Here is a 23,526-nt window from a genome sequence, read left to right as displayed (position 1 = left end):
CATGGCTGGCCCAAAAATCAAAAAAGACGTCTTCGGAACGCTGCCTGACGGTCGCAACGTCGAGCGCATCGTGCTGCACGGGGAGGGCGGCTTCGAGGCGCGCATCATCACCCATGGCGCTGTGCTGCAAGCGTTGATCGCGCCGGACGCGAACGGAAGCTACGACGACGTCGTGCTCGGCCATGACGCGTTCTCAGGCTATCTCGCCGAGCGAAAGTTCTTTGGCGCCACAGTCGGCCGCTACGCCAACCGCATCGCCAAGGGACAGTTTTCGCTCGATGGCGAGACGGTGCAGCTTCCAGTCAACAACGGCCCCAACGCGCTGCACGGCGGTCTCGACGGGTTCGACTGCAAGCTCTGGGAGATCGCCAGCATCGATGATAGCGCCGAGCCCGCTGTGACGCTGACCTATGTCAGTCCGCACGGTGAAGAGAACTATCCCGGCCGGCTCGACGTGCGCCTGACCTATCGCGTCACCGGCCCGACCGAGCTGTCGCTCAGCATGGAAGCGCGAACGGACCGGCCGACCATCGTCAACCTGACCAATCACAGCTTCTTCAATCTGGAAGGCGCGACGTCAGGCACGCCCATTCTCGACCACCGCTTGATGGTCGCCGCCGAACATTTTCTCGCGATTGATCCGACCGCGATCCCGCTGCCGGAGCCACCGCGCGCGGTGGCCGGCACGCCGTTCGATTTTCGCAACGCCCAGGCCGTTGGCGCGCGCATCCGCGAGAACGATCAGCAATTGCACAACGGCAAAGGCTACGACCACACCTACTGTCTCGGGCGCGACGGCAGGCTCGCTCTCGCGGCGCGACTGGAAGCACCACGCTCTGGGCGCGTTATGGAGCTCCTTACCGATCAGCCTGGCCTCCAAGTCTATTCCGGCAATTATCTCGACGGCACAATTTCGGGGAAGGGCGGCAAGCTGTATCGCCAGTCGGATGCTATTTGCCTGGAGCCGCACATCTGGCCTGACGCGCCGAACCGGCCGGATTTCCCGAGCCCACGCCTTGCGCCCGGTGAGGTCTATCGCCATCACACGGTCTATCGCTTTGCGGTGAGGTCGCCATGATGGAACAGGTGCCGACATCCGTTCTCTCCACGGAGCCTTGCCACCTCGGTGAAGGTCCGACCTATGACGCGACCTCCGACACGGCCTGGTGGTTCGATATCCGCGAGGAGCGGCTGTTCGAGGCGCATCTCGGCAGCGGCGCGATCCGCGTCCACACGCTCGGCCGGATGGCGAGTGCGCTCGGGCGCATCGATGCCGAACGCCAGTTGATCGTCGCCGAGGACGGTCTCTACGTCCGCACGCTTGCCGATGGCGCGATGACGCTGCTCTGTCCGCTCGAAGCCGACAATCCCGCGACCCGGTCCAACGATGCCCGTGTGCATCAGTCCGGCACATTCTGGATCGGCACCATGGGCCGCAAGGCCGAGCCGGGTGCAGGCGCCATCTACGCGTTCCACCGCGGCAAGATCCTGACGCTGTTTCCCGGCATCAGCATTCCCAACTCGATCTGCTTCTCGCCGGATGGAGCCATTGGCTACTTCGCCGACACCGCGCGCGCGGTGCTCTACGCGGTGCCGCTCAATCCCGCGACCGGTTTGCCGCGAGGCGATCCAGAGGTGCTGCTGCGCCACATCGGCATCGGCGGCCTCGACGGCTCGGTGTGCGACGCCGACGGGCAAATCTGGAACGCGTGCTGGGGCGCCAGCCGTATTGATGTCTACTCTCCGCAAGGCGGGCGTCTGCGCTCACTAAGCGTGCCGGCAAAGCAGGCGAGTTGCCCGGCCTTCGTCGGTCCCGACTTGTCGCGCCTCCTCGTCACCTCGGCTTGGCAGGACATGGACGAGGCGGCGCGCTCCGCCGATCCGCAAGCCGGCTGCACTTTTCTATTGGAGGCATCCGCGCACGGTCGCGCGGAGCCCGACGTCAAGCTCGCATAGGAGACCCGGAGCCGCCCACGACCAACGTTCTCGACGACACGAAAAACAGTCTGACACCCAAGGGAGTGAAACATGCTGAAACTGAAGACGACCTTTCTCGCGTTGGCACTGGCCGGCGCTGCGACTATGGCCGCGGGCGTAACTGTGTCCGCCCAGGACAAGCCGACCGTCGGCATCGCCATGCCGACCAAATCCTCTGCGCGCTGGATCGACGACGGCAACAACATGGTCAAGGTTCTGAAGGAGCGCGGCTACAACACCGACCTGCAATATGCCGAGGACGACATTCCGAACCAGCTCTCGCAGGTCGAGAACATGGTGACCAAGGGCGCCAAGGCGCTGGTGATCGCCGCGATCGACGGCACTACGCTCTCCGACGTGCTCAAGCAGGCCAAGGCCAAGGGCATCACCGTGATCGCCTATGACCGCCTGATCCGCGGCACGCCGAATGTCGACTATTACGCGACCTTCGACAATTTCCAGGTCGGCGTGCTCCAGGCGCAGTCGATCGAGAAGGGGCTCGGCCTGAAGGAGGGCAAGGGTCCGTTCAACATCGAGCTGTTCGGCGGCTCGCCCGACGACAACAACGCCTACTTTTTCTACAACGGCGCGATGAGCGTGCTGAAGCCCTACATCGACAGCGGCAAGCTCGTTGTCGCCTCGGGCCAAATGGGCATGGACAAGGTCGCTACGCTCCGCTGGGACGGTGCCACCGCACAGGCCCGCATGGACAATCTGCTTAGCGCTTACTACGGCAACAAGAAGGTCAACGCCGTGCTGTCGCCCTATGACGGCCTTTCGATCGGCATCATCTCCTCGCTGAAGGGGGTCGGCTATGGCAGCGCCGACCAGCCGATGCCTGTTATCTCGGGCCAGGATGCCGAGGTACCCTCGATCAAGGCGATGCTGCGCGGCGATCAGTACTCGACCATCTTCAAGGACACCCGCGACCTCGCCAAGGTGACCGCCGACATGGTCGACGCGGCGCTCGCCGGCAAGCAGGTCACGGTCAACGACACCAAGACCTACGAGAACGGCGTGAAGACCGTGCCGTCCTACCTGCTCAAGCCGGTCGTGGTCTACAAGGACAACTGGGAGAAGGTCCTGGTCGACAGCGGTTACTACAAGAAGTCGCAATTCCAGTGAGGTGAGGCGGCCGGTCCGGCAGGCGGGCGGCGCCTGCCGGACAATTCCTCTGCGATACGGGACAAGACGCGATGACCGCAATGCTGGAGATGCGCAATGTCAGCAAGAGCTTTGCCGGTGTGCAGGCGCTGCGCGACGTCAACTTCTCGGTCGAGGCCGGGCAGATCCACGCCCTCGTCGGCGAGAACGGTGCCGGCAAGTCCACGCTGATGAAGGTGCTCAGCGGCGTCTATCCGTATGGCAGCTACGAGGGCACGATCGTCTTCGAGGGTGAGGAGCGACGTTTTCGCGACATCAACGATTCCGAGGCGCTCGGCATCATCATCATCCACCAGGAGCTGGCGCTGATCCCGCTGATGTCGATCGCGGAAAACATCTTCCTGTCGCACCCGCCGTCTAAGTTCGGCGTAATCGATCGCGACGCGGTGTACCGGCGGACGCGCGAACTCCTTGCGCAGGTCGGCTTGAGGGAATCGCCGGATACGCTGATCACCGATCTCGGCGTCGGCAAGCAGCAGCTGGTCGAGATTGCGAAAGCGCTGTCCAAGCGAGTGCGGATGCTGATCCTGGACGAGCCGACCGCCAGCCTCAACGAGGCCGACAGCGCCGCGCTGCTCGAGCGCCTCATAGCCTTCCGCGAGCAGGGCATCGGCTCGATCCTGATCTCGCATAAGCTGAACGAGGTCGCGCGCGTTGCCGACCACATCACTGTGCTGCGTGACGGCCGCACCGTCGACAGCATCGACTGCCATGCCGAGTCGATCCAGGAAGACCGCATCATCCGCAGCATGGTCAACCGCGATCTCGCCCATCGTTTTCCCGAGCGCAGCGCCAGGATCGGCGAGCCCGTCCTCGAAGTCGCGAACTGGTCGGTCTATCACCCTGTTCATCCCGAGCGGCAGGTGATCAAGAACATCGATTTCAGCGTGAAGCGCGGTGAGGTCGTCGGCATTGCGGGGCTGATGGGCGCCGGCCGCACCGAATTCGCCATGAGTCTGTTCGGCCGCTCCTGGGGCACCAGCATCAGCGGCCATCTCCGGCTCCAGGGCAGGGAGGTCGTGTTGCCAAGCGTCGCGGCCGCGATTGACGCCGGCCTTGCCTATGTCACCGAGGACCGCAAGCAGCTCGGGCTGATCCTCGCCGACGACGTCCGCAAGAACATCACACTCGCAAGCCTCGACCAGGTCGCACCGGGGCGGGTGATCGACGATATCGCCGAGCTGAAGATCGCCAGCGACTACCGCAACCGCATGCGCATCCGCTGCTCCGACGTTTATCAGGAGACCGGCCAGCTCTCCGGCGGCAACCAGCAGAAGGTGGTGCTGTCGAAATGGCTGATGACCGATCCCAAGGTGCTGATCCTGGACGAGCCGACGCGGGGCATCGATGTCGGCGCCAAATACGAGATTTACTGTATCATCAACGAGCTTGCGGAGGCCGGCCGCGGCGTGGTGGTGATTTCCTCGGAGATGCCAGAGTTGCTCGGCATCTGCGACCGCATCTGTGTCATGAACGACGGCGCCTTCGTCGGCGAGTTCCCGGGCGCTGAAGCGACACAGGAAAAGATTATGCGCGCCATCATGCGTAACAATAGAAACTTTGGCAGCGGCGCGCCTGAGGCCGCGGAAATGGGAGGATCGCAGCCATGACCGACAAGGCGGTTTCGCTGCCCGAGGAGCGCCGGCACGGTAGCTTCATCAAAAACAATCTGCGCAATTACGGCATGCTGCTGTCGTTGATTGCGATCATGTTGTTCTTCCAGGTCATGACCGGCGGAACGCTGCTCCAGCCGCTCAACCTCACCAATCTGGTGCTGCAGAACAGCTACATCGTCATCATGGCGCTGGGCATGCTGCTGGTGATCGTGACCGGACATATCGACTTGTCGGTTGGTTCGGTGGCGGGCTTCGTCGGTGCCGTGGCCGCCTTGCTCATGGTGACCTACAAGGTCGACTACACGCTCGCCTTCATCGCCTGCCTCGCGGTCGGCGCTGCCATTGGCGCGGCGCAAGGTTATTGGGTCGCTTATTTCAAGATCCCATCCTTCATCGTGACGCTGGCCGGCATGCTGGTGTTCAAGGGTCTTGCGCTCGCGGTGTTGCAGGGCCAATCACTCGGACCGTTCCCGCCGACGTTCCAGAAATTGTCGTCGGGCTTCATTCCGGAACTGCTGCCTGAAGCCGGCACGCTGCATCCGACATCGATGCTGATCGGGGCGGTGCTCGCGCTCGGCCTCGTCTATGCCAGCGCCAAAAGCCGCGCGCGCGAGCAGTCGCACGGGATCGAGGTCGAGCCCTATGCGTTCTTTCTCGGCAAGAGCATCGTGCTGGCCTGCGCGGTGCTTTACTTCACCTATCTGATCGCGACCTATCGCGGCCTGCCGAACGTGCTGGTGATCATGAGTGCCCTGATCGCGCTCTACGGTTTCGTTACCCGCCGTACAGTGATCGGCCGCCAGATCTATGCGGTCGGCGGCAACGCCAAAGCCGCCAAGCTCTCGGGCATCAAGACCGAGCGGCTGACCTTCCTCACCTTCGTCAACATGGGCGTGCTCGCCGCGCTCGCCGGCCTTGTCTTCGCCGCGCGCCTCAACACCGCGACGCCGAAGGCGGGCCTCGGCTTCGAGCTCGACGTCATCGCCGCCTGCTTCATCGGCGGTGCCTCGGCCTATGGCGGGGTCGGGCGCGTCGGCGGCGCCGTGGTCGGCGCCATGATCATGGGGGTGATGAACAACGGCATGTCCATCCTCGGCATCGGCATCGACTACCAGCAGGTCATCAAGGGCCTGGTGCTGCTCGGGGCCGTCTGCATCGACGTGTATAATCAGCGGCGGTGACGCTGCGTAGCCCGGATGGAGCCAACGGGTCGGCGCGAAGCGCCGCCCGATGACAGGCTCCGCGCAATCCGGGGCCGCTGTCCCCTACCGGTTCCCTGAGGCCTCGGGATGTGTTCCAGCTTGAGACAACACCTGCCCGACGTGTATTGTTGATCTAGATCAACCTGTGGCCAATTCCATGCTAATCTCATGCGGTTGGCGCAAGGGATCGCGGGGAACCTGAGTGACAAGTACAGTGAGGTCATCGCCGGCTTCAGAGGTGCTGCTGGTCTCGACATTGCCGGCGTTGCAACTGATCTACGATACCGCCCCGATCGGGTTGGCCTGTCTGTCGCTGGACTGCCGATACCTGCTTATCAACCAGCGTCTGACCGAAATCTGTGGCATATCCGTCGAGGGCCATCTCGGGCGTACCGTCAGAGACTGCGTGCCTGCACTGGCGGATTCTGTCGAGCAAATTGTGCGCTCGATCGTCGCCACGGGAGAACCCGTGATCGGAATCGAGGTGGCGGGGCAACGGGCCGATCAGCTCGAGGAGCGCTCCTGGGTCACCTATTGGCATCCACTGCGAATGCCCAATGGTGAAATTGTCGCGGTCAACGTGGCGGCGGAAGAGATCACCGAGCGCAAGCGCGCCGAGCGGGAAATCCGCAGCGCCAAGGATGCCGCCGAGACCGCGCTTCGCCATTTGCGCGATGTCCAGGCCACCCTGGTCGAGGCGGAAAAGCTGGCTGCGCTGGGGCGCATGGTTGCCGGTGTCGCGCACGAGATCAACACGCCGCTCGGCAGCAGCCTGACGGTGGCCTCGACGCTGCAGCGCAAGGCCGAGCAGTTCGCCGCGGAGGTCGCGCGGGGCAATCTCAAGCGTTCGACATTGACAGGATTTCTGGAGCTGGTCAGGGATGCTTCGGCACAGCTGGTCACGAATCTCGACCGCGCCGCCGAGCGGGTGCAGTCCTTCAAGCAGGTGGCGGCCGATCAGACCGAGCCACATCGGCGTAGCTTCGACGCCGGCGAGCTGACAGGCCAGGTTCTCTCGCAGTTCGAACGGCAACTGCGAACGCGCGATATCGCACTCAGTCTCCACAGCGAACCTGGCCTTGTCATGGACAGCTACCCCGGGCCTTTCGGTCAGGTGCTCACCAATCTTGCAGTCAACTCGATGACGCATGCGTTTTCCAGCGGCGAGACCGGGAGTATCAACGTCTCGCTCCGTGCTGTCGACCATGCGCAGGTTGAGCTGCTGTTTGCCGACGACGGCTGCGGCATGGCTCCCGACGTGGAGCGGCGGGCCTTCGACCCATTCTTCACCACGCGCCGGCATGACGGCGCGAGCGGCCTCGGTCTGCATATCGTCCACAGCATCGTCGTCGATCGATTGGGCGGACAGCTCCGGCTTGAGAGCAAGCCCGGCGCGGGCACGAGGTTTCAGCTCATCCTGCCAAGAATGGCGCCCGACCGGCGATCCAGCGATAGCTGATCGCATCCTTACCCGCGGTGTCCGGATTACTGCGTTGTGAACAGCACCGTTGCGATCGCGACGGAGAGGCTCACCGCCGATACGGTTGCCACCGTCGACAGTACGCCCATTCGCCGGAGCGCGATGGCGAACACGATGATGATGGGTGTCGCCGTCATCAGGCCTAGTTGCGCTTCGCTCATGTCATTGCTCGCCGCTCCGTGGATCCGGGGTCGAGGTGGTCCGTACCGCGATGCGGCCGGCCGGACGTTGCGTCGGCGCAAACAAACTCCCCGCCGGTCGCTCTGTTTGTCCCTCAACAAACTCGGATCGAGGCGGGTGAGCTAAGGCTGGCCGGTGTCCTGATCCGGAAAGCAAATGTCGGCAGCCGATTGCGAAGAACACGGAACCGGCTGGGGAATCTTGGAAGAGCTCCCCGGCGATCCCATGATCTGGGTGCTGATCTTCAGCGAGCTCGCCGCCTTCGGTTTGTTTCTCGGTGCCTTCACGGTTGCCCGCGCGATCCATCCCGCGGTGTTCGCGGCGGGGCAGGCGGAGCTCGACTCGCATCTCGCCGGGCTGAATACCGTTGTGCTGGTCACCAGCGGCTGGGCGGCGGCGCGAGCTGTGAAGGCCGCGCGAGCAGGACTACGGCCGACGACACGGTATTGGCTTCTCGGAGCCGTGGCGCTCGGCGGCCTGTTCGTGGCGCTCAAGCTGGTCGAATATGGCGGGGAGATCGGACGCGGCATCGGGCTCGAAACCAGTCCGTTCTTCACGCTCTACTTCCTCCTGACCGGCTTCCATCTCCTGCATGTCTGCCTCGGCATCGTGATTCTCGCCGTCGTCGGTCGCCGCGCAGAGGCGCCCGGGGTCGAGACGGGAACCGCGTTCTGGCACATGGTCGATCTGGTCTGGATCGTGATGTTCCCGATTCTGTATCTGGTGCGGTGACGATGCCGAATCGTCTCGACATCACCTGGCTCGCACTGATCGGCCTCGCGATTGCGACCATCCTGTTGCCGCCGCTCATGCCGCGACCGCTGCTCGGCAACGCCCTGCTGCTGGCCCTCGCCGCCATCAAGGGACGCCGGATTGCGCTCGACTTCATGGATCTTCGGGCCGCGCCTTCGCTCTGGCGCGGCCTCGTGAGCGCATGGATCGTCATCGTCGCGCTGTTTGCCTGGCTCGCCTCCGCCGTCGTCGCCCTGATCTGACGCGCTCATTGCGCCCTGACAAAGAGTGGGCCGGACCAATCGGCAATAAATCGCAGCATCGAATTATTCGACAGGAATCAAACGAAAGGATTGGCAATGGCTGAACGCCTGACCAAGTCGGCCGCTCGAAACGTCTTCTACGGCGGCTCGGCCTTTTTCTTCGCCATCTTCATAGGGCTGACGGCGCACAGCCACTACTACATGGCAACGACCTCGACGGACGCGACGACGCTGACAGCGTCGGTCGCGCGCGGCAAGCATGTCTGGGAGAGGAACTCCTGCATCAACTGCCACACCTTGCTCGGCGAGGGCGCCTATTTCGCGCCTGAAGTCGGCAACGTCTGGGATCGCTGGGGCGGCAACGAGGATCCGGCCGGCGCGCGCGAGACGCTGAAGGCCTGGATGCAGTCGCAACCTTCGGGCGCGGAGGGGCGGCGGCAGATGCCGCAGTTCAACCTCACCGACCAGGAGCTCAACGATCTTGCCGACTTCCTGCAATGGACCAGCAAGATCAAGCGCCAGGAATGGCCGCCGAACAAGGCCGGCTGAGCGCTTTCCTCTTTCAAGACAGAGAGAACCCGAGATGAAGTACCAAACTCAGAAAGTCGCGATGCTGTATTTCTACGGCGCGCTGACCCTGTTCCTGGCCCAGGTTGTTTTCGGCCTGATTGCCGGGACCATCTATGTCCTGCCCAACACGCTGTCGGTGCTGCTACCGTTCAACATCGTCAGGATGATCCACACCAACGCGCTGATCGTGTGGTCGCTGATCGGCTTCATGGGCGCGACCTACTTCCTGCTGCCGGAAGAGACCGAGACCGAGCTGTACAGCCCGCTTCTCGCAAAAATCCAGTTCTGGATGTTCTTCGGCGCGGCAGGCGTGGCCGTGGTCGGCTATCTCTTCCACTACCACGAGGGCCGCGAGTTCCTCGAACAGCCCTTCATCATCAAGGTCGGCATCGTTGTCGTCTGCCTGATGTTCCTGTTCAACGTGACGATGACGGCGCTCAAGGGCCGCAAGACCACGGTGACCAACATCCTGCTGTTTGGCCTGTGGGGCGTCGCAATCTTCTTCCTGTTCGCCTTCTACAATCCGGCCAACCTCGCGGTCGACAAGATGTACTGGTGGTATGTCGTCCACCTCTGGGTCGAGGGCGTCTGGGAGCTGATCATGGCCTCCGTGCTCGCCTACCTGATGATCAAGCTCAACGGCATCGACCGCGAGGTCGTGGAGAAGTGGCTCTACGTCATCATCGGCCTTGCCCTGTTCTCAGGGATTCTCGGCACCGGCCATCACTTCTACTGGATCGGCGCGCCCGGCTACTGGCAGTGGATCGGCTCGCTGTTCTCCACGCTCGAAGTCGCGCCCTTCTTCACCATGGTGATCTTTACAGTGCAGATGACCTGGAAGGCCGGCCGCAAGCATCCAAACCGTGCCGCTCTGCTGTGGTCGGTCGGCTGCTCGGTGATGGCGTTCTTGGGGGCCGGCGTCTGGGGCTTCCTGCACACGCTGTCCTCTGTGAACTATTACACCCACGGCACGCAGGTCACCGCCGCGCACGGCCATCTCGCCTTCTTCGGCGCCTATGTGATGCTGAACCTGTCGGTGATGGCTTACGCGATCCCGCAGATCAAGGGGCGTGCGCCCTACAACCAGTGGCTGAGCATGACAAGCTTCTGGATCATGTGCACGGCCATGATGGTGATGACCTTCGCGCTGACCTTCGCAGGCGTGGTCCAGGTCCATCTCCAGCGCGTGCTCGGCCAGAGCTACATGGACGTGCAGGACCAGCTCGCGATGTTCTACTGGGTCCGTCTCGGCTCGGGCGTGTTCGTCGCGATCTCTGCACTGATGTTCGTCTGGGCCGTGCTGGTTCCGGGCAAGGAGAAGCCGGCGACGATCCCAGGCGCATTGCAACCGGCTGAATGAACGCGAAGGCGGCCGCGGAACGTCGCGGCCGCCTTTTCAAAATGATTTCCGGAGAAGAACCATGAAAGCAGCACTTCACGCCTTGGCGTCGCCCGCGCCCGAGCTACCCGCCTATGTCGCGAGCGGCAACGAATGCGCGCTGTTCGAGCACGCCTGGCGGCATCAACTCCCGGTTCTGCTGAAGGGGCCGACCGGTTGCGGCAAGACGCGCTTTGTGGCGCACATGGCCGCGCGGCTAGGATTGCCGCTCCACACCGTGGCCTGCCACGACGATCTCACCGCAGCGGATCTCACTGGCCGTTATTTGCTCAGGGGCGGCGACACCGTGTGGACCGACGGTCCGCTGACGCGCGCCGTGCGCGAGGGCGGCATCTGTTATCTCGATGAAGTCGTGGAGGCACGCAAGGACGTCACGGTGGTGCTGCATCCGCTGACCGACGACCGCCGCATCCTTCCGCTGGAACGCACCGGCGAGGAGCTCGTCGCGCCCAAGAGCTTCATGCTCGTGGTCTCCTACAATCCCGGTTACCAGATACTGCTCAAGGCGCTGAAGCCGTCCACGCGGCAGCGCTTCGTCGCCATCGAGTTCGGCTTCCTGCCGCCCGAGCAGGAGATTGCGGTCGTCGCGGCCGAAAGCGGGCTTGCGCCCGACCATGTGCGGCCGCTGGTCCTGCTGGCCGGTCGTCTGCGAGCGCTGAAGGGCCACGATCTGGAGGAGGGCGTCTCGACCCGTCTTGTCGTCTATTGCGCGACGCTGATTGCTGCCGGAGCGTCGACTGCCGATGCGGTGCTCGCCGGCATGATCGAGCCGTTAACCGATGACGCCGACGTCAAGGCCGCGCTGCTCGATGTCACGCGGGCCGTAATCTCCTGAGGAGGTCTTGATGCTCGACTTCCTCGAGCTTGAAGAAACTGTCGGCCGTGCCTGGCATCGTCTGGTCGGCGGTACCGCGAGCTATCCGATTCATGCCGAGCACGTGGTGTCGCTTGCGGAGGTTCGCAGCCGGATCGCGATCATGTTCCGCGCGCTCGGCGGCGAGACGGGCGTTCAGATCGCCAGCGTCGGCGCCCGCCGGTCGGGTCACCGGCTTGGATGGCGGCAGCGGATCGGGCTCGGCGATGAGCGCCTCGAGCAGCCGGGGCGCGATGCCGCGACCATCTTCCTGCCCGACAGCATCGCGATCTTTGCCGACCGCGAGCTCAACGCAGCGCTGTATCGGTGGTTGGCCGCGTGGTTCGCATTTGCGCCGGTCGATGCCATCGAGGAGATCGATCCGCTGCGGCGCGATCTCCTGATGCTGCGACGAGCCAGCGAGATCGCTGTCCTCGTGCTGACGGAATGTCCCGGCCTCGCCGGTGACTACGCACGGCTGGCGGCGGCCACGGCCATGGCGCGGCCGAACCGCCCATTGCCACGCATCGAGCAGGACATGGAGCAGATCGTGCTCACTCTGCTCGGCGCCTATACACCGCCCGCGGGCGAGCTGTGGCCGGCGATGATGGGGACGGGGCCGCTGCCGGACAAGGCGCCGCCCGGCTATCGTTCGGTCCTGCCGTGCCCGCTCTGGGGCGATTGCTGGACACGCGAGCTCTCGCCCGCACATAAGGGGGACGACGAGTGCGCGCCCACCGCGGCGCCCGCACCGTCAGACGACCGCAAGCGTTTCGCCGTCCGCGAGCGCGAAGACGGCACCAATCGTCGCGATCCCTTCGTGCTCAACCGTTTCGAAAAGATCCTCGCAATGGCCGAGATGGTCAATGTCGACCGTCCAGCCGACGACAGCGAAGACGAGGATGCGCAGAAGGCGGCCGACGATCTCGAGGAGATCACGCTCAGCCGCCGCAGCGGCAAACCCGCGAGCCGGCTCAAATTTGATCTCGACCTGCCGCCGGAAGCCCTCGATGCATCGCGATTGAACGCGGACGTGACCTATCCCGAGTGGGATTATCGCAGCAGCTCCTATCTGCCCGATCATTGCCGCGTGCTCGCCGCCGCAGCCTCCGAGACCGGCGAGAGTTGGACGCCGGACGAAACCATGCGCCGGCACATCCGCCAGGTGCGCCGCCGTTTCGAGGCGTTGCGGCCGCGTCACGAATTGATGCGCGCCCAGGCCGACGGGCACGACCTCGATCTGGACGCGCTCGTGCGCGCGCGGTGCGATCTCCGTGCCGGCGGCAATGGCGGCGGTCTCGATCGCGTCCACCTGGCAATGCGGCCGCAAGGCCATGATCTCGCCGTAACCCTGCTCGTCGACGTCTCGCTCTCGACCGACGCCTGGGTTGACGGCTATCGGGTGCTCGACGTCGAGAAGGAGGCGCTGCTCGTGCTCGCCCATGGGCTTTCGGCCTGCGGCGATCACCACAGCATCCTGACCTTCACCTCGCGCCGGCGCTCCTGGGTGCGGCTCGAGACCGTCAAGGCGTTCGGCGAGCCGATGAGCGGCGCGGTGGAGCGCCGCATCGGCGCACTCAAGCCGGGCTACTACACGCGGATCGGTACGGCGGTGCGCCACGCCTCGGCCGAACTCGCGCGCCAGCCGCAGCGCAAGAAGCTGCTGCTCGTCCTCACCGACGGTAAGCCGAACGATGTCGATCATTACGAAGGACGCTTTGCGGTCGAGGACACCCGCAAATCCGTGCAGGAGGCGCGCCGGCTCGGCATCGCGGTCTTTGGCGTGACGGTTGATGCGGCGGCGCAATCCTACTTCCCGACGCTGTTCGGGCGCAGCGGCTACGCGATCGTCGGCAATATCCGTCGGTTGCCCGCGGCTCTGCCGGCGATCTATCGGCAGGTGGCTCATTAGGGCAGGCAGACCCGCCGCGCCATATTCCCACGTGAACTATTGCTCATGACGTGGGTATATGATCGAATGGTTGGATGGACCAGGGCCGGTCAAAACCCGATCTGATCATCTTCGACTGCGACGGCGTGCTCGTCGACAGCGAGCTGTTGAGTTGCCGGTGCCTGTCCGAGGTGCTGGCGGAATTCGGCATCGTGCTCAGCGCGGAGCAGGCGCTCGAGCTCTTTCTCGGACGCAGCACGAAGGCGATCGAGCAGCATTATCGTGATCTCGGACAGGCCGTGCCGGACGGCTTTCTGCCGCGCTTGAAGTCGCACGTCCTTAAGACTTTCGAGGGCTCACTCCAGCCGATTCCCGGCATCGCCGCCGTGATGTCTGAATTGCGAGCGCCGTTTTGCGTGGCTTCGTCCAGCGACATCGATCGCGTGTCACTCTCCCTCGACGTCACCGGCCTTCGCGGGCTTTTCGACGGCCAGATCTACACTGCGCAAATGGTCAAGCACGGCAAGCCGGCTCCTGACCTTTTTCTCTATGCGGCCAGCAAGATGGGCGCGCAACCTGCGCGCACCCTCGTGATCGAGGACAGCGTCAGCGGGGTGCTGGCGGCGAAGGCCGCCGGCATGACCGTCTGGGGATTTGTCGGCGGTAGCCATTATCGCGCCCGCGACGGCCTCGCTATATTGTCCGCCGCCGGAGCCGATCGGGTCTTCGCGCATATGAGCGATTTCTGGAAGGAGGCGTGACGCCTGCCATGGCCGCCGAGAACGAAAAATCGAGGCTCGATGATGCCGCGCGGGCTGGCTGGCTCTATTTCATTGCCGGCCACACCCAGGACGAGATCGCAAAAATGCTCCAGGTGTCGCGGGCCTCGGCGCAGCGGCTGGTCTCGCTGTGCCTCGCCGAGCGGCTGATCACCTTCCGGCTCGAACATCCCATCGCCGCCTGCATGGAATTGGCGGCGCGCCTGAAGGAGCGGTTCGATCTCGGCCATTGCGAGGTGGTACCGGCCGATCCTGCGGCACCGCAGGCCACCGCCGGAATTGCCGAACGCTGCGCCAATCTTCTCGACTCGACGCTCCGTTCAGAGACGCCCGTGATCGTCGCGCTCGGCACGGGGCGGGCGGTGCGCGCCGCGGTCGAGCGCGTCATGACGATCGACCGGCCCAACCATCAGATTGTCTCGCTGGTCGGCAACATCTCGGCCGACGGTTCGGCGAGCTTCTACGATACCGTCGGCCGGCTCGCGGACCGCACCGGTGCACGGCACTATCCGATGCCGCTGCCGTTCCTGATGTCGTCCGAGGACGAGCGCAACAAGATGGTGCGCATCGAGCCGATTGCGAAGGTGAAGGCGGTTGCGGCCAAGGCCGATTTGCGCCTCGTCGGCATCGGCCAGATGGACCAGAAGGCGCAGGTCCATGTCGACGGCTTCATCACCCGCGACGAACTGTTCGAGATGATGCGGCAGGGTGCCGTCGGCGAAATCACCGGCTGGGCCTATGACGCCAAGGGCCGCCTGCTCAAGGTCGGCACCAACAGGCGCCTCACCAGCATTCCGCCGGAAGTGCCGGCCAAGACCACGACGATCGGCGCCGCGGTCGGTGCAGCCAAGGTGCCGGCGATCGCGGCTGCGCTTAACGGGCGCCTGATCAACGGCTTGATCACAGACGAGGCGACTGCGCGGGCGGTCCTGGAGCGGTAGGGCAAGGGCGGCCTGCCGCTTCAGCGCGACATTTCGCGTGCTCTAACCACTCACACCACTGTCATCGTCCGCGCAGGCGGACGATCCAGTACGCCGCTGCCCCGCTTGGGGCAAACCCAACTCACGCGACGAAGTACTGGATGCCCCGCTTTCGCGGGGCATGACCGCGTAGGCATGGCAGAGACCCCATCCACTCCCGCACCGCACCACTCAGAAGTTGCGGGAATGCCTGCGCGCCTGCTTGACAAGGCCCATGGCCTGGGTTGAACATACGCCCAACGCGTGGGCATATGCTCAAAAGCGCGGGCTAAGGGAGGTCACCGTGAAAAAGATCCTCGGCGCCGTCTGCGGCGCGTCTGTCCTGCTGGCCGTCCCCGCGATGGCCGAAACGACCCTGACGATCGCCACCGTCAACAATGGCGACATGATCCGCATGCAGGGGCTGACGAACGAGTTCACCAAGAAAAACCCTGACATCGCCGTGAAATGGGTGACGCTGGAAGAGAACGTGCTGCGCCAGCGCGTCACCACCGACATCGCCACCAAGGGCGGCCAGTTCGACGTCTTGACCATCGGCACCTATGAGGTGCCGATCTGGGCCAAGAAGGGCTGGCTGGTGCCGCTCGCCAATCTCGGCGCGGACTACGACGTCGCCGACCTCCTGCCGAAGATCAAGGACGCGGTTTCCGTCGACGGCAAGCTCTATGCCGCGCCGTTCTATGGCGAGAGCTCGATGGTGATGTATCGCACCGACCTGTTCGAGAAGGCCGGCCTGAAGATGCCGGAAAAGCCGTCCTGGGATTTCGTCATCGACGCGGCCAAGAAGCTCACCGACAAGAACGCCGGCGTCTATGGCATTTGCCTCCGCGGCAAGGCCGGCTGGGGCGAAAACATGGCGTTCCTTTCGGCCATGGCCAATTCCTACGGCGCGCGCTGGTTCGACGAGAAGTGGGAGCCGCAGTTCAACACGCCGGAATGGAAGACGACACTCACGACCTATGTGAATCTCATGAAGGAAGCCGGCCCTCCCGGCGCGAGCTCGAACGGCTTCAACGAGAACCTTGCGCTGTTCAACGCCGGCAAGTGTGCGATGTGGATCGACGCCACGGTCGCGGCGTCCTTCGTGACCAATCCCAAGGACTCCAGGGTTGCTGACAAGGTTGGCTTCGCGCTGGCACCCAATACCGGGCTCGGCAAGAACGCCAACTGGCTGTGGGCCTGGAACCTCGCGATCCCCGCCGGCTCCAAGAAGACGGACGCGGCAGAGAAGTTCATCGCCTGGGCAACGAGCAAGGACTACACCAAGCTCGTGGCGTCGAAGGAGGGCTGGGCCAACGTGCCGCCGGGCACGCGGACCTCGCTCTACCAGAATCCCGACTACCTGAAGGTGGCGCCGTTCGCGAAGCTGACGCTCGCCTCGATCGACGCGGCCGATCCGAACAAGCCGACGGTGAAGCCTGTGCCTTACGTCGGCGTGCAATACGCGGCGATCCCCGAATTCCAGGGCATCGGCACGCAGGTCGGCCAGCAGTTCTCCGCAGCACTTGCGGGATCGACCTCCGTCGATGCGGCGCTCTCCGCCGCGCAATCCTCGACCGAGCGCGAGATGAAGCGCGCCGGCTACATCAAGTGAACTCGAGCTCTCCTTCCTGAGCTCAAACCTGCGGCCATCCATCGTTCCTGGATGGGTGGTCGCCTCCCTCCCGCAAGCGGAGAAGCCAAGGATGGCAACCCGGCAGACGCAGTTTCTTGCACGGTCGCTTCTGACCCCGGCCGTCGGGCTGTTGTTCATCTGGATGATCGTTCCGCTGGCGCTGACGATCTACTTTTCGACCCTGCATTACAGCCTGCTCGATCCCGGCTCCGAAGAGTTCATCGGGCTGGAGAACTTCCGCTACTTCCTCACAGATCCCGCCTTCCTCGCCTCGCTCCAGAACACGCTCGTGCTGGTCGGCTCCGTGTTGGCGCTGACGATCCTGCTCGGCGTTCCCCTGGCGCTGCTGCTCGACCAGCCCGTGATCGGCCGCAACTTCGTGCGGCTGATGGTGATCGCGCCGTTCTTCGTGATGCCGACCGTAAGCGCGCTGGTCTGGAAGAACCTGTTGATGCATCCGGTCTCCGGCCTGTTCGCCTGGCTCGCCTCGCTGTTCGGACTGACGCCGATCGACTGGTTCAACGACGCGCCGCTCTTCGCGGTGATTCTGATCGTGGCCTGGCAATGGCTGCCGTTCGCAACCCTGATCCTGCTCACCGCGTTGCAATCGCTCGACGAGGAGCAGAAGGAGGCGGCCGAAATGGACGGCGCCAGCCCGCTCTCGACCTTCATCTACATCACGCTGCCGCACCTGGCGCGTCCGATCACGGTCGTGATCCTGATCGAGACAATCTTCCTGCTCACGGTCTTTGCGGAGATTTACGTCACCACCGGCGGCGGCCCGGGCCTGCAGACGACCAACATTGCCTTCCTGATCTATTCGCAGGCGCTGATCCAGTTCGATGTCGGCAGCGCGTCGGCGGGCGGGCTGGTTGCCGTGGTCATCGCCAACATCGTGGCTTTCTTCCTCGTCCGCATCGTCGGCCGCAACCTGGAGGCCTGACATCATGGCGCGGATGGCGACGACAAGGCGGGTGGCGGTATCGACGATCGCGGCGTGGGTGTGCGGCTTCATGATCTTCTTCCCGATACTCTGGATGGTGTTGGCAAGCTTCAAGACCGAACTCGAGGCTTTTGCGATTCCGCCGTCGTTCCTGTTCTTCCACTGGACCCTCGAGAACTACGCGACGGTGCAGGAACGCAGCGACTACATCCATCACGCGCTGAATTCGATCATCATTGCCGGCGGCTCGACGCTGATCGCCCTCCTGATCGCGATTCCAGCGGCCTGGTCCATGGCGTTCTCGCCGACCAAGCGCACCAAGGACGTCCTGCTCTGGATGCTCTCCACCAAGATGATGCCGCCGGTCGGCGTGCTCGTGCCGATCTACCTCATCTACAAGACCTTCGGTCTGCTCGACTCCCGCATCGGCCTCGTCTTCATCCTCTGCCTCGGCAACCTGCCGATCGTCATCTGGATGCTGTTCACCTATTTCAAGGAGATTCCGCGCGACATACTCGAGGCCGCGCGCATGGACGGCGCCACGGTCGGCCGCGAGCTCGTCTATGTGCTGACGCCGATGGCGATTCCGGGCCTTGCGTCGACGCTGCTGCTCAACCTGATCCTCGCCTGGAACGAGGCGTTCTGGACGTTGAATCTCTCGACCTCGGCAGCCGCGCCGCTCACCGTGTTCATCGCATCCTATTCCAGTCCAGAAGGGTTGTTCTGGGCAAAATTGTCGGCGGCATCGACGCTCGCGATCGCGCCGATTCTCGTCCTCGGTTGGTTCAGCCAGAAGCAGCTCGTGCGCGGGCTCACCTTTGGCGCGGTGAAGTAGAGGGACTGCCGGATCATGGGTCAGATCACACTTCAGGGCGTACAGAAATCCTTCGGTCCCGTGCACATCATCAAGGGCGCTGATCTCGACATCGCGGACGGCTCCTTCGTGGTGTTCGTCGGACCATCCGGCTGCGGCAAGACCACGCTCTTGCGGTTGATTGCGGGGCTCGAAGACGTGACGGATGGAAGGATCCTGATCGACGGCAAGAACGTCGTCGCCGTGCCGCCCGCCAAGCGCGGCCTGTCGATGGTGTTCCAGTCCTACGCGCTCTATCCGCATATGAGCGTACGCGGCAATATCGGCTTCGGCCTGAAGATGGCGGGGCTGGCCCGGGACGAGATCAACCGTAAGGTCGAAGCCGCTGCCGCGACCCTCAACCTCACTCCGTATCTTGACCGCAAGCCGCGCGAGCTCTCCGGCGGCCAGCGCCAGCGCGTCGCGATCGGGCGCGCCATCGTCCGCGAGCCCAAGGCGTTCCTGTTCGACGAGCCGCTGTCCAACCTCGACGCCGCGCTCCGCGTGCAGATGCGCATCGAGGTGACGCGGCTCCAGAAACAACTCGGCACCACCGCGATCTACGTCACTCACGACCAGGTCGAGGCCATGACCATGGCCGACAGGATCGTCGTGCTCAACGGTGGCAAGATCGAGCAGTATGGCTCGCCGCTGGAACTCTACGAGAAGCCCGCCAATCTCTTCGTCGCCGGTTTCATCGGCTCGCCCAAGATGAATTTCGTGACCGGCGAGCCTGCCAAGCAACAGGGCGCAACGGCCATCGGCGTGCGGCCGGAACACATCAAGATCGAGCGTGATGGCGCCGGCGGCTGGCTGGGCACGATCGCGGTCGCTGAGCATCTCGGCAGCGACACGTTTCTTTATGTCGAAGCCGGGCCGCTCGGGATGCTGACCGCGCGCTACATCGGTGAATTGAGCCTGCATGCCGGCGACCGCGTGTCGCTGGTGCCGGACCCCGCGCGCATTCACCGCTTCGACGAGAGCGGCAACGCTATCAGGGGCTAACAAGAAACGGGAAGACCGCCATGTACCTGGAAAAATTCAAGCTGAACGGCAAGACCGCGTTCATCACCGGCGGCGGGCAGGGCATTGGTCTCGCCTGCGCCGAGGCGCTGGCTGAAGCCGGCGCCAGGGTCATCATCGGCGACCGCGACAGCAAGGTCGCCGACAGCGCCAAAGCCGGCCTGAAGGCGAAGGGCTATGACATCGAGACCGCGATCATGGATGTAACCGACACCAAGCGCGTGGCGGAGGTTGCCAATGATCTCGTCGCACGTCATGGCAAGGTCGACATCCTCGTTAACAACGCCGGCATTGCCCGTAGCGAGACGCCCGCCGAAACCGTCACCGACGAGCATTGGCTCAACGTCATTGACGTCAATCTCAACGGCACCTTCTGGTGCTGCCGCGAGTTCGGCAAGCACATGCTCAACGCCAAGAGCGGCGCCATCGTCAATGTCGGCTCGATGTCCGGCTTCATCGTCAACAAGCCGCAGGAGCAGTGCTTCTACAACGCCTCCAAGGCCGGGGTGCATCATCTCACCAAGTCGCTGGCCGCCGAATGGGGCGCGCGCGGCATCCGCGTCAACGCGGTGGCGCCGACCTATATCGAGACGCCGCTTAATGCTTTCGTGAAGAGCAATCCCAGGATGTACGACGCCTGGATCGGTGGAACCCCGATGGCGCGGATGGGCCAGGTCGAGGAGATCGCCTCGGTCGTGCTGTTCCTCTCTTCCGAGGCCGCGAGCCTGATGACCGGCAGCATCGTGCTGGTGGATGGCGGCTATACTTGCTGGTAGGCTTGCGTCAAGACTGACGAAGCGACCGGGAGTGACAATGCCGCAAGCCTATATCGGCGTCGACGTGGGGACCACGAGCACGCGGGCAGGAGTGTTTGACGAGGCCGGGACCTTGCTTGCGACTGCGCGGCATCCGATCAGGATCTGGCACGAGGCGGGCGACATTGTCGAGCAGTCCTCCCAGGACATCTGGGACGCCTGCACGACATCGGTGCGAGCGGCGATGGCGGAAGCCGGTATTGCGCCCGATCGCGTCGGCGGAATCGGCTTCGACGCCACCTGTTCTCTCGTGGTGCTCGACCCCCAGGGCGAGCCGGTCACCGTTAGCGCCTCTGGCGATCCGCAGCGCAACGTCATCGTCTGGATGGACCATCGCGCCACGGCCGAGGCGCGGCTGATCAACGAGACCGGGGACGCCGTGCTGCGCTACGTCGGCGGCTCGATCTCGCCCGAGATGGAGATGCCGAAACTGCTGTGGCTGAAGCGTCACCTGCGCGCGAGCTTCGATGCCGCCGGTCACTTCTTCGATCTGGCGGACTACCTGACCTGGCGCGCGACGGGCTCGCTCCGGCGCTCGACCTGCACCGTCACCTGCAAATGGAACTACCTCGCACATGATGGCGGCGGCTGGAGCGCGCCGTTCTTCGAGCGCATCGGACTGGCGGACTTTGTCGCCGAGAAATACGCCCGCATCGGCACCGAGATCGTCGCGCCTGGCACGCGTCTCGGCGATGGTCTTACCCGCGCTGCCGCGGCCGAGCTGGGCCTGTCACCGGGAACGCCGGTCGGCGCGTCGTTGATCGACGCCCATGCCGGTGGCATCGGCGCGATCGGTGGCCGCGACGGATCGGGCGGTGCGACAGATGTCTGCGATCGCCTTGCCTACATCATGGGAACGTCGGCCTGCATCATGGCGACGACAAAGGAGCCCTGCTTCGTACCCGGCGTGTGGGGTCCTTATTACTCCGGCATGGTGCCGGACTTCTGGCTCAATGAGGGCGGCCAGTCGGCCGCCGGCGCGGCGATCGATCATCTCCTTAAATCACATCCCGGCCATGCCGAGGCGAGCGCGGCGGCGCGCCGCGAGGGCCTCGACCTCATCGATTTCCTGGAGCGCCGCATCATCGCACGCGCAGGCGACGCCAGCCGCGCCGCGCTGCTGGCCCGCGACGTCCATGTCCTCCCTGAATTCATCGGCAATCGCTCGCCTTACGCCGATCCCGATACGCGCGCGGTGATTGCGGGCCTCGACCTCGACACCGACATCGGTTCGATGGAGCGGCTGTTCGTCGCCGGTCTCTGCGGGCTCGCCTATGGGCTCGCCGAGGTGAACGAGGCTTTTGCCGCGCATGGCGTCCGCTCCAGCATCATGATCATGGGTGGCGGCGCGAGCCGCAGCCCGCTGGTGCGGCAGATCATGGCCGACACAACGGGCCTTACGGTGGCGCTGCCGCAAACGAAAGAGCCGGTGCTGCTGGGCGCCGCGATGCTCGGGGCGGTCGCCGGCGGCGCCTATGCTTCGATTGGCGAGACCATGGCGAAGATGTCGGCGCTGGGACGGAAGAGCGGGCCGACCACACCCGACATGGCCGCTTTTCACGCCCGCAAGCGCGAGGTGTACAAGCTGCTGCGTGAGGTCGATCGCGGCAGCCGTGCGGCGATGCGCGCCGGAGGTTGAAATAGATGCTGGTTGCCTGCGGCGATGCGCTGATCGATTTTGTGCCGACTCGAAGCGCGGAGGGGCGCGAGGCGGTGATGCCCGCGGTCGGCGGCTCCTGCCTCAACGTCGCGATCGGCATGGCGCGGCTGGGCGCGCCGACCGGCTTCGTCGGTGGCATCTCGAACGACATGTTCGGACGGCTGATCGCCGACCACGCGTCGGCGTCCAACGTCGAACTCGGTCTTGCCACCCGCAGCGATCACCAGACCACGCTCGCCTTCGTCCGCATCGTGGCGGGCGAGTCGCATTACGCTTTCTACGATGCCGAGACCGCGACACGGAACTGGACGTACCGGCGCGGGACCATTCCATTTGCGAACATCGAAGCCGTCCATGTCGGCTCGACCACGCTGGTCAACGACCAGGGCGCTGCCGAGACCAAAGCCCTGATTGCAGACGCGCGCGCGTCGTCGACGATCTCCTTCGATCCGAATTGCCGCCCCAATCTAGTCAAGGACAAGCCGGCTTACCTCGCGCGCATGGCCGGGTTCGCTGACAGCGCCGACCTCATCAAGATGTCGGACGTCGACTTCGCCTATCTCTTTGGAGATGAGCCTTATGAGCAGCGCGCAAGCACGCTGCTTGCACGAGGTGTCAGCCTCATCGTCATCACCCGCGGCAATAATGGCGCCACCGGCTGGCACGCAAGGGCAGGACAGATCGAAGTGCCCGCGCCGAAGGTCGAGGTCGCCGACACCATCGGCGCCGGTGACAGCTTTCAGGCGGCGCTGCTGTTCGCGTTGCATAAGCAGGACCGCCTGCGCAGGGCACAACTCGCGACCATCGGGATCGACGAGTTGCGCCGCGCACTGTCTTTTGCGGTGAACTGCGCCGCTGTCACCTGCACCCGCCCGGGTGCCGATCCGCCCTGGAGCCGTGAGATCAGCTGGAGCTGGTAGGCCGAGCCAGGCCCCGTGATGTCCGGGATGTCCCGGCGGACTGTGGCCATGCGCTCGTCGAAATGGACAGGACGGGTGCGCACTGGCAAGGTCCGCACGTCCTGACGCGAGCGTGTCCTTATGAGCAACGATCTCTGTTTCCTGTCCGCTACCGAACTGCGTGCGCGTATCGCCCGCAAGGAGGTTTCGCCGGTCGAGGTCGTCAGCGCGGTGCTGGCACGTGCCGAGGCGCTTCAGCCCGAATTGAACTGCTTCATCACGCTCTGCGGCGACGAGGCGATGGCCGCGGCGCGTGAGGCCGAGCGCAAGGTGATGGTTGGCGAGCCGCTCGGCCTGCTGCATGGGCTTCCCGTCACGGTCAAGGACATCGTCAACACGCGCGGCGTGAAGACCACCTTCGGCGCCGTTCCCTACAGGGACAATGTACCTACTGAGGATGCCGTCGCGGTGGCGAAGCTGCGCGCGGAAGGCGCGATCCTCATCGGCAAGACCACGACGCCCGAGTTCGGCAGCAAGTGCCTGACCGATTCGCCGCTGTTCGGCCGCACCCGCAACGCCTGGAGCGCGGAGCGTTCCTCCGGCGGCTCCAGCGGCGGGGCGGCGGTGGCGGT

General features: G+C 64.3%; 23 protein-coding genes. 22 read left to right on the top strand and 1 reads right to left on the bottom strand.

Annotated features, from left to right (window positions below; genetic code table 11):
• The first annotated feature begins 1 nt into the window (after position 1).
• The 6 genes from AC629_RS18875 (at position 2) to AC629_RS18850 (ending at position 7,418) form a co-directional block, all read left to right on the top strand.
• A complete protein-coding gene (locus AC629_RS18875) occupies positions 2-1,078 on the top strand; it encodes an aldose epimerase family protein (RefSeq protein ID WP_084806532.1) in 1,077 nt (358 codons plus the stop codon).
• Positions 1,078-1,956 (top strand): SMP-30/gluconolactonase/LRE family protein, encoded by an 879-nt coding sequence (locus tag AC629_RS18870; RefSeq protein ID WP_084806531.1) that lies wholly within the window; start codon positions 1,078-1,080, stop codon positions 1,954-1,956. Before AC629_RS18875 ends, AC629_RS18870 begins: the two co-directional genes overlap by 1 nt.
• A gap of 72 nt (positions 1,957-2,028) precedes the next feature.
• A complete protein-coding gene (gene chvE / locus AC629_RS18865; protein ID WP_084806530.1) occupies positions 2,029-3,102 on the top strand; it encodes a multiple monosaccharide ABC transporter substrate-binding protein in 1,074 nt (357 codons plus the stop codon).
• 71 nt (positions 3,103-3,173) lie between these two features.
• Positions 3,174-4,751 carry a multiple monosaccharide ABC transporter ATP-binding protein gene (gene mmsA, locus AC629_RS18860; RefSeq protein ID WP_084806529.1) on the top strand — a complete coding sequence of 526 codons (1,578 nt, stop codon included), beginning with the start codon at positions 3,174-3,176 and terminating at the stop codon, positions 4,749-4,751.
• Positions 4,748-5,938, top strand: a complete 1,191-nt coding sequence (gene mmsB, locus AC629_RS18855) for a multiple monosaccharide ABC transporter permease (protein ID WP_084806528.1) — start codon at positions 4,748-4,750, stop codon at positions 5,936-5,938. Before mmsA ends, mmsB begins: the two co-directional genes overlap by 4 nt.
• A gap of 259 nt (positions 5,939-6,197) precedes the next feature.
• On the top strand, positions 6,198-7,418 hold the full coding sequence (locus AC629_RS18850; protein ID WP_245331915.1) for a sensor histidine kinase: 1,221 nt from the start codon (positions 6,198-6,200) through the stop codon (positions 7,416-7,418).
• 26 nt (positions 7,419-7,444) lie between these two features.
• Here the strand turns inward: AC629_RS18850 and AC629_RS46905 are convergent, their stop codons facing one another.
• On the bottom strand, positions 7,445-7,600 hold the full coding sequence (locus AC629_RS46905; RefSeq protein WP_167561242.1) for a hypothetical protein: 156 nt from the start codon (positions 7,598-7,600) through the stop codon (positions 7,445-7,447).
• 175 nt (positions 7,601-7,775) lie between these two features.
• Between AC629_RS46905 and AC629_RS18845 the strand changes: the two genes are divergently transcribed.
• From AC629_RS18845 to AC629_RS18770, 16 genes are all read left to right on the top strand, one after another.
• Positions 7,776-8,351, top strand: a complete 576-nt coding sequence (locus tag AC629_RS18845; protein ID WP_084806527.1) for a cytochrome c oxidase subunit 3 family protein — start codon at positions 7,776-7,778, stop codon at positions 8,349-8,351.
• Between the two features lie 2 nt (positions 8,352-8,353).
• Positions 8,354-8,614 (top strand): cytochrome C oxidase subunit IV family protein, encoded by a 261-nt coding sequence (locus tag AC629_RS18840; RefSeq protein WP_084806526.1) that lies wholly within the window; start codon positions 8,354-8,356, stop codon positions 8,612-8,614.
• Between the two features lie 96 nt (positions 8,615-8,710).
• Entirely contained in the window at positions 8,711-9,163 is a 453-nt protein-coding gene (locus AC629_RS18835; RefSeq protein WP_084806525.1) for a c-type cytochrome, read from the top strand.
• A 34-nt stretch (positions 9,164-9,197) separates the two neighbouring features.
• Positions 9,198-10,544: a cbb3-type cytochrome c oxidase subunit I gene (locus AC629_RS18830; RefSeq protein ID WP_084806524.1), complete on the top strand. Its 1,347-nt coding sequence runs from the start codon at positions 9,198-9,200 to the stop codon at positions 10,542-10,544.
• Positions 10,545-10,605: 61 nt separating this feature from the next.
• A complete protein-coding gene (locus tag AC629_RS18825; protein ID WP_084806523.1) occupies positions 10,606-11,418 on the top strand; it encodes a CbbQ/NirQ/NorQ/GpvN family protein in 813 nt (270 codons plus the stop codon).
• A gap of 10 nt (positions 11,419-11,428) precedes the next feature.
• A complete protein-coding gene (locus tag AC629_RS18820; protein ID WP_084806522.1) occupies positions 11,429-13,348 on the top strand; it encodes a nitric oxide reductase activation protein NorD in 1,920 nt (639 codons plus the stop codon).
• Positions 13,349-13,422: 74 nt separating this feature from the next.
• Positions 13,423-14,088, top strand: a complete 666-nt coding sequence (locus AC629_RS18815; RefSeq protein ID WP_084806521.1) for an HAD family hydrolase — start codon at positions 13,423-13,425, stop codon at positions 14,086-14,088.
• An 8-nt stretch (positions 14,089-14,096) separates the two neighbouring features.
• Positions 14,097-15,047, top strand: coding sequence for a sugar-binding transcriptional regulator (locus AC629_RS18810; protein WP_084806520.1), 951 nt, complete (start codon positions 14,097-14,099; stop codon positions 15,045-15,047).
• 322 nt (positions 15,048-15,369) lie between these two features.
• Positions 15,370-16,680, top strand: coding sequence for an ABC transporter substrate-binding protein (locus AC629_RS18805; RefSeq protein WP_084806545.1), 1,311 nt, complete (start codon positions 15,370-15,372; stop codon positions 16,678-16,680).
• Between the two features lie 91 nt (positions 16,681-16,771).
• Positions 16,772-17,644: a carbohydrate ABC transporter permease gene (locus AC629_RS18800; protein WP_084806544.1), complete on the top strand. Its 873-nt coding sequence runs from the start codon at positions 16,772-16,774 to the stop codon at positions 17,642-17,644.
• A gap of 4 nt (positions 17,645-17,648) precedes the next feature.
• Positions 17,649-18,479: a carbohydrate ABC transporter permease gene (locus tag AC629_RS18795; RefSeq protein ID WP_084806519.1), complete on the top strand. Its 831-nt coding sequence runs from the start codon at positions 17,649-17,651 to the stop codon at positions 18,477-18,479.
• A gap of 15 nt (positions 18,480-18,494) precedes the next feature.
• Positions 18,495-19,502 (top strand): ABC transporter ATP-binding protein, encoded by a 1,008-nt coding sequence (locus AC629_RS18790; protein WP_084806518.1) that lies wholly within the window; start codon positions 18,495-18,497, stop codon positions 19,500-19,502.
• Positions 19,503-19,522: 20 nt separating this feature from the next.
• Positions 19,523-20,296 (top strand): SDR family NAD(P)-dependent oxidoreductase, encoded by a 774-nt coding sequence (locus AC629_RS18785; protein WP_084806517.1) that lies wholly within the window; start codon positions 19,523-19,525, stop codon positions 20,294-20,296.
• Between the two features lie 37 nt (positions 20,297-20,333).
• Positions 20,334-21,974 (top strand): FGGY-family carbohydrate kinase, encoded by a 1,641-nt coding sequence (locus AC629_RS18780; protein ID WP_084806516.1) that lies wholly within the window; start codon positions 20,334-20,336, stop codon positions 21,972-21,974.
• 5 nt (positions 21,975-21,979) lie between these two features.
• The gene (locus AC629_RS18775; RefSeq protein ID WP_084806515.1) at positions 21,980-22,915 is read left to right on the top strand and encodes a carbohydrate kinase family protein; all 936 of its coding nucleotides are present in this window, start codon (positions 21,980-21,982) and stop codon (positions 22,913-22,915) included.
• Between the two features lie 120 nt (positions 22,916-23,035).
• On the top strand, positions 23,036-23,526 hold a 491-nt coding region (locus AC629_RS18770; RefSeq protein ID WP_143199247.1), incomplete at its 3' end, for an amidase family protein.

Origin of the sequence: Bradyrhizobium sp. NAS80.1 (genome assembly GCF_001908205.1) — a bacterium.
Lineage (GTDB): Bacteria > Pseudomonadota > Alphaproteobacteria > Rhizobiales > Xanthobacteraceae > Bradyrhizobium.
This window is presented reverse-complemented; position numbering and strand designations above follow the sequence as displayed.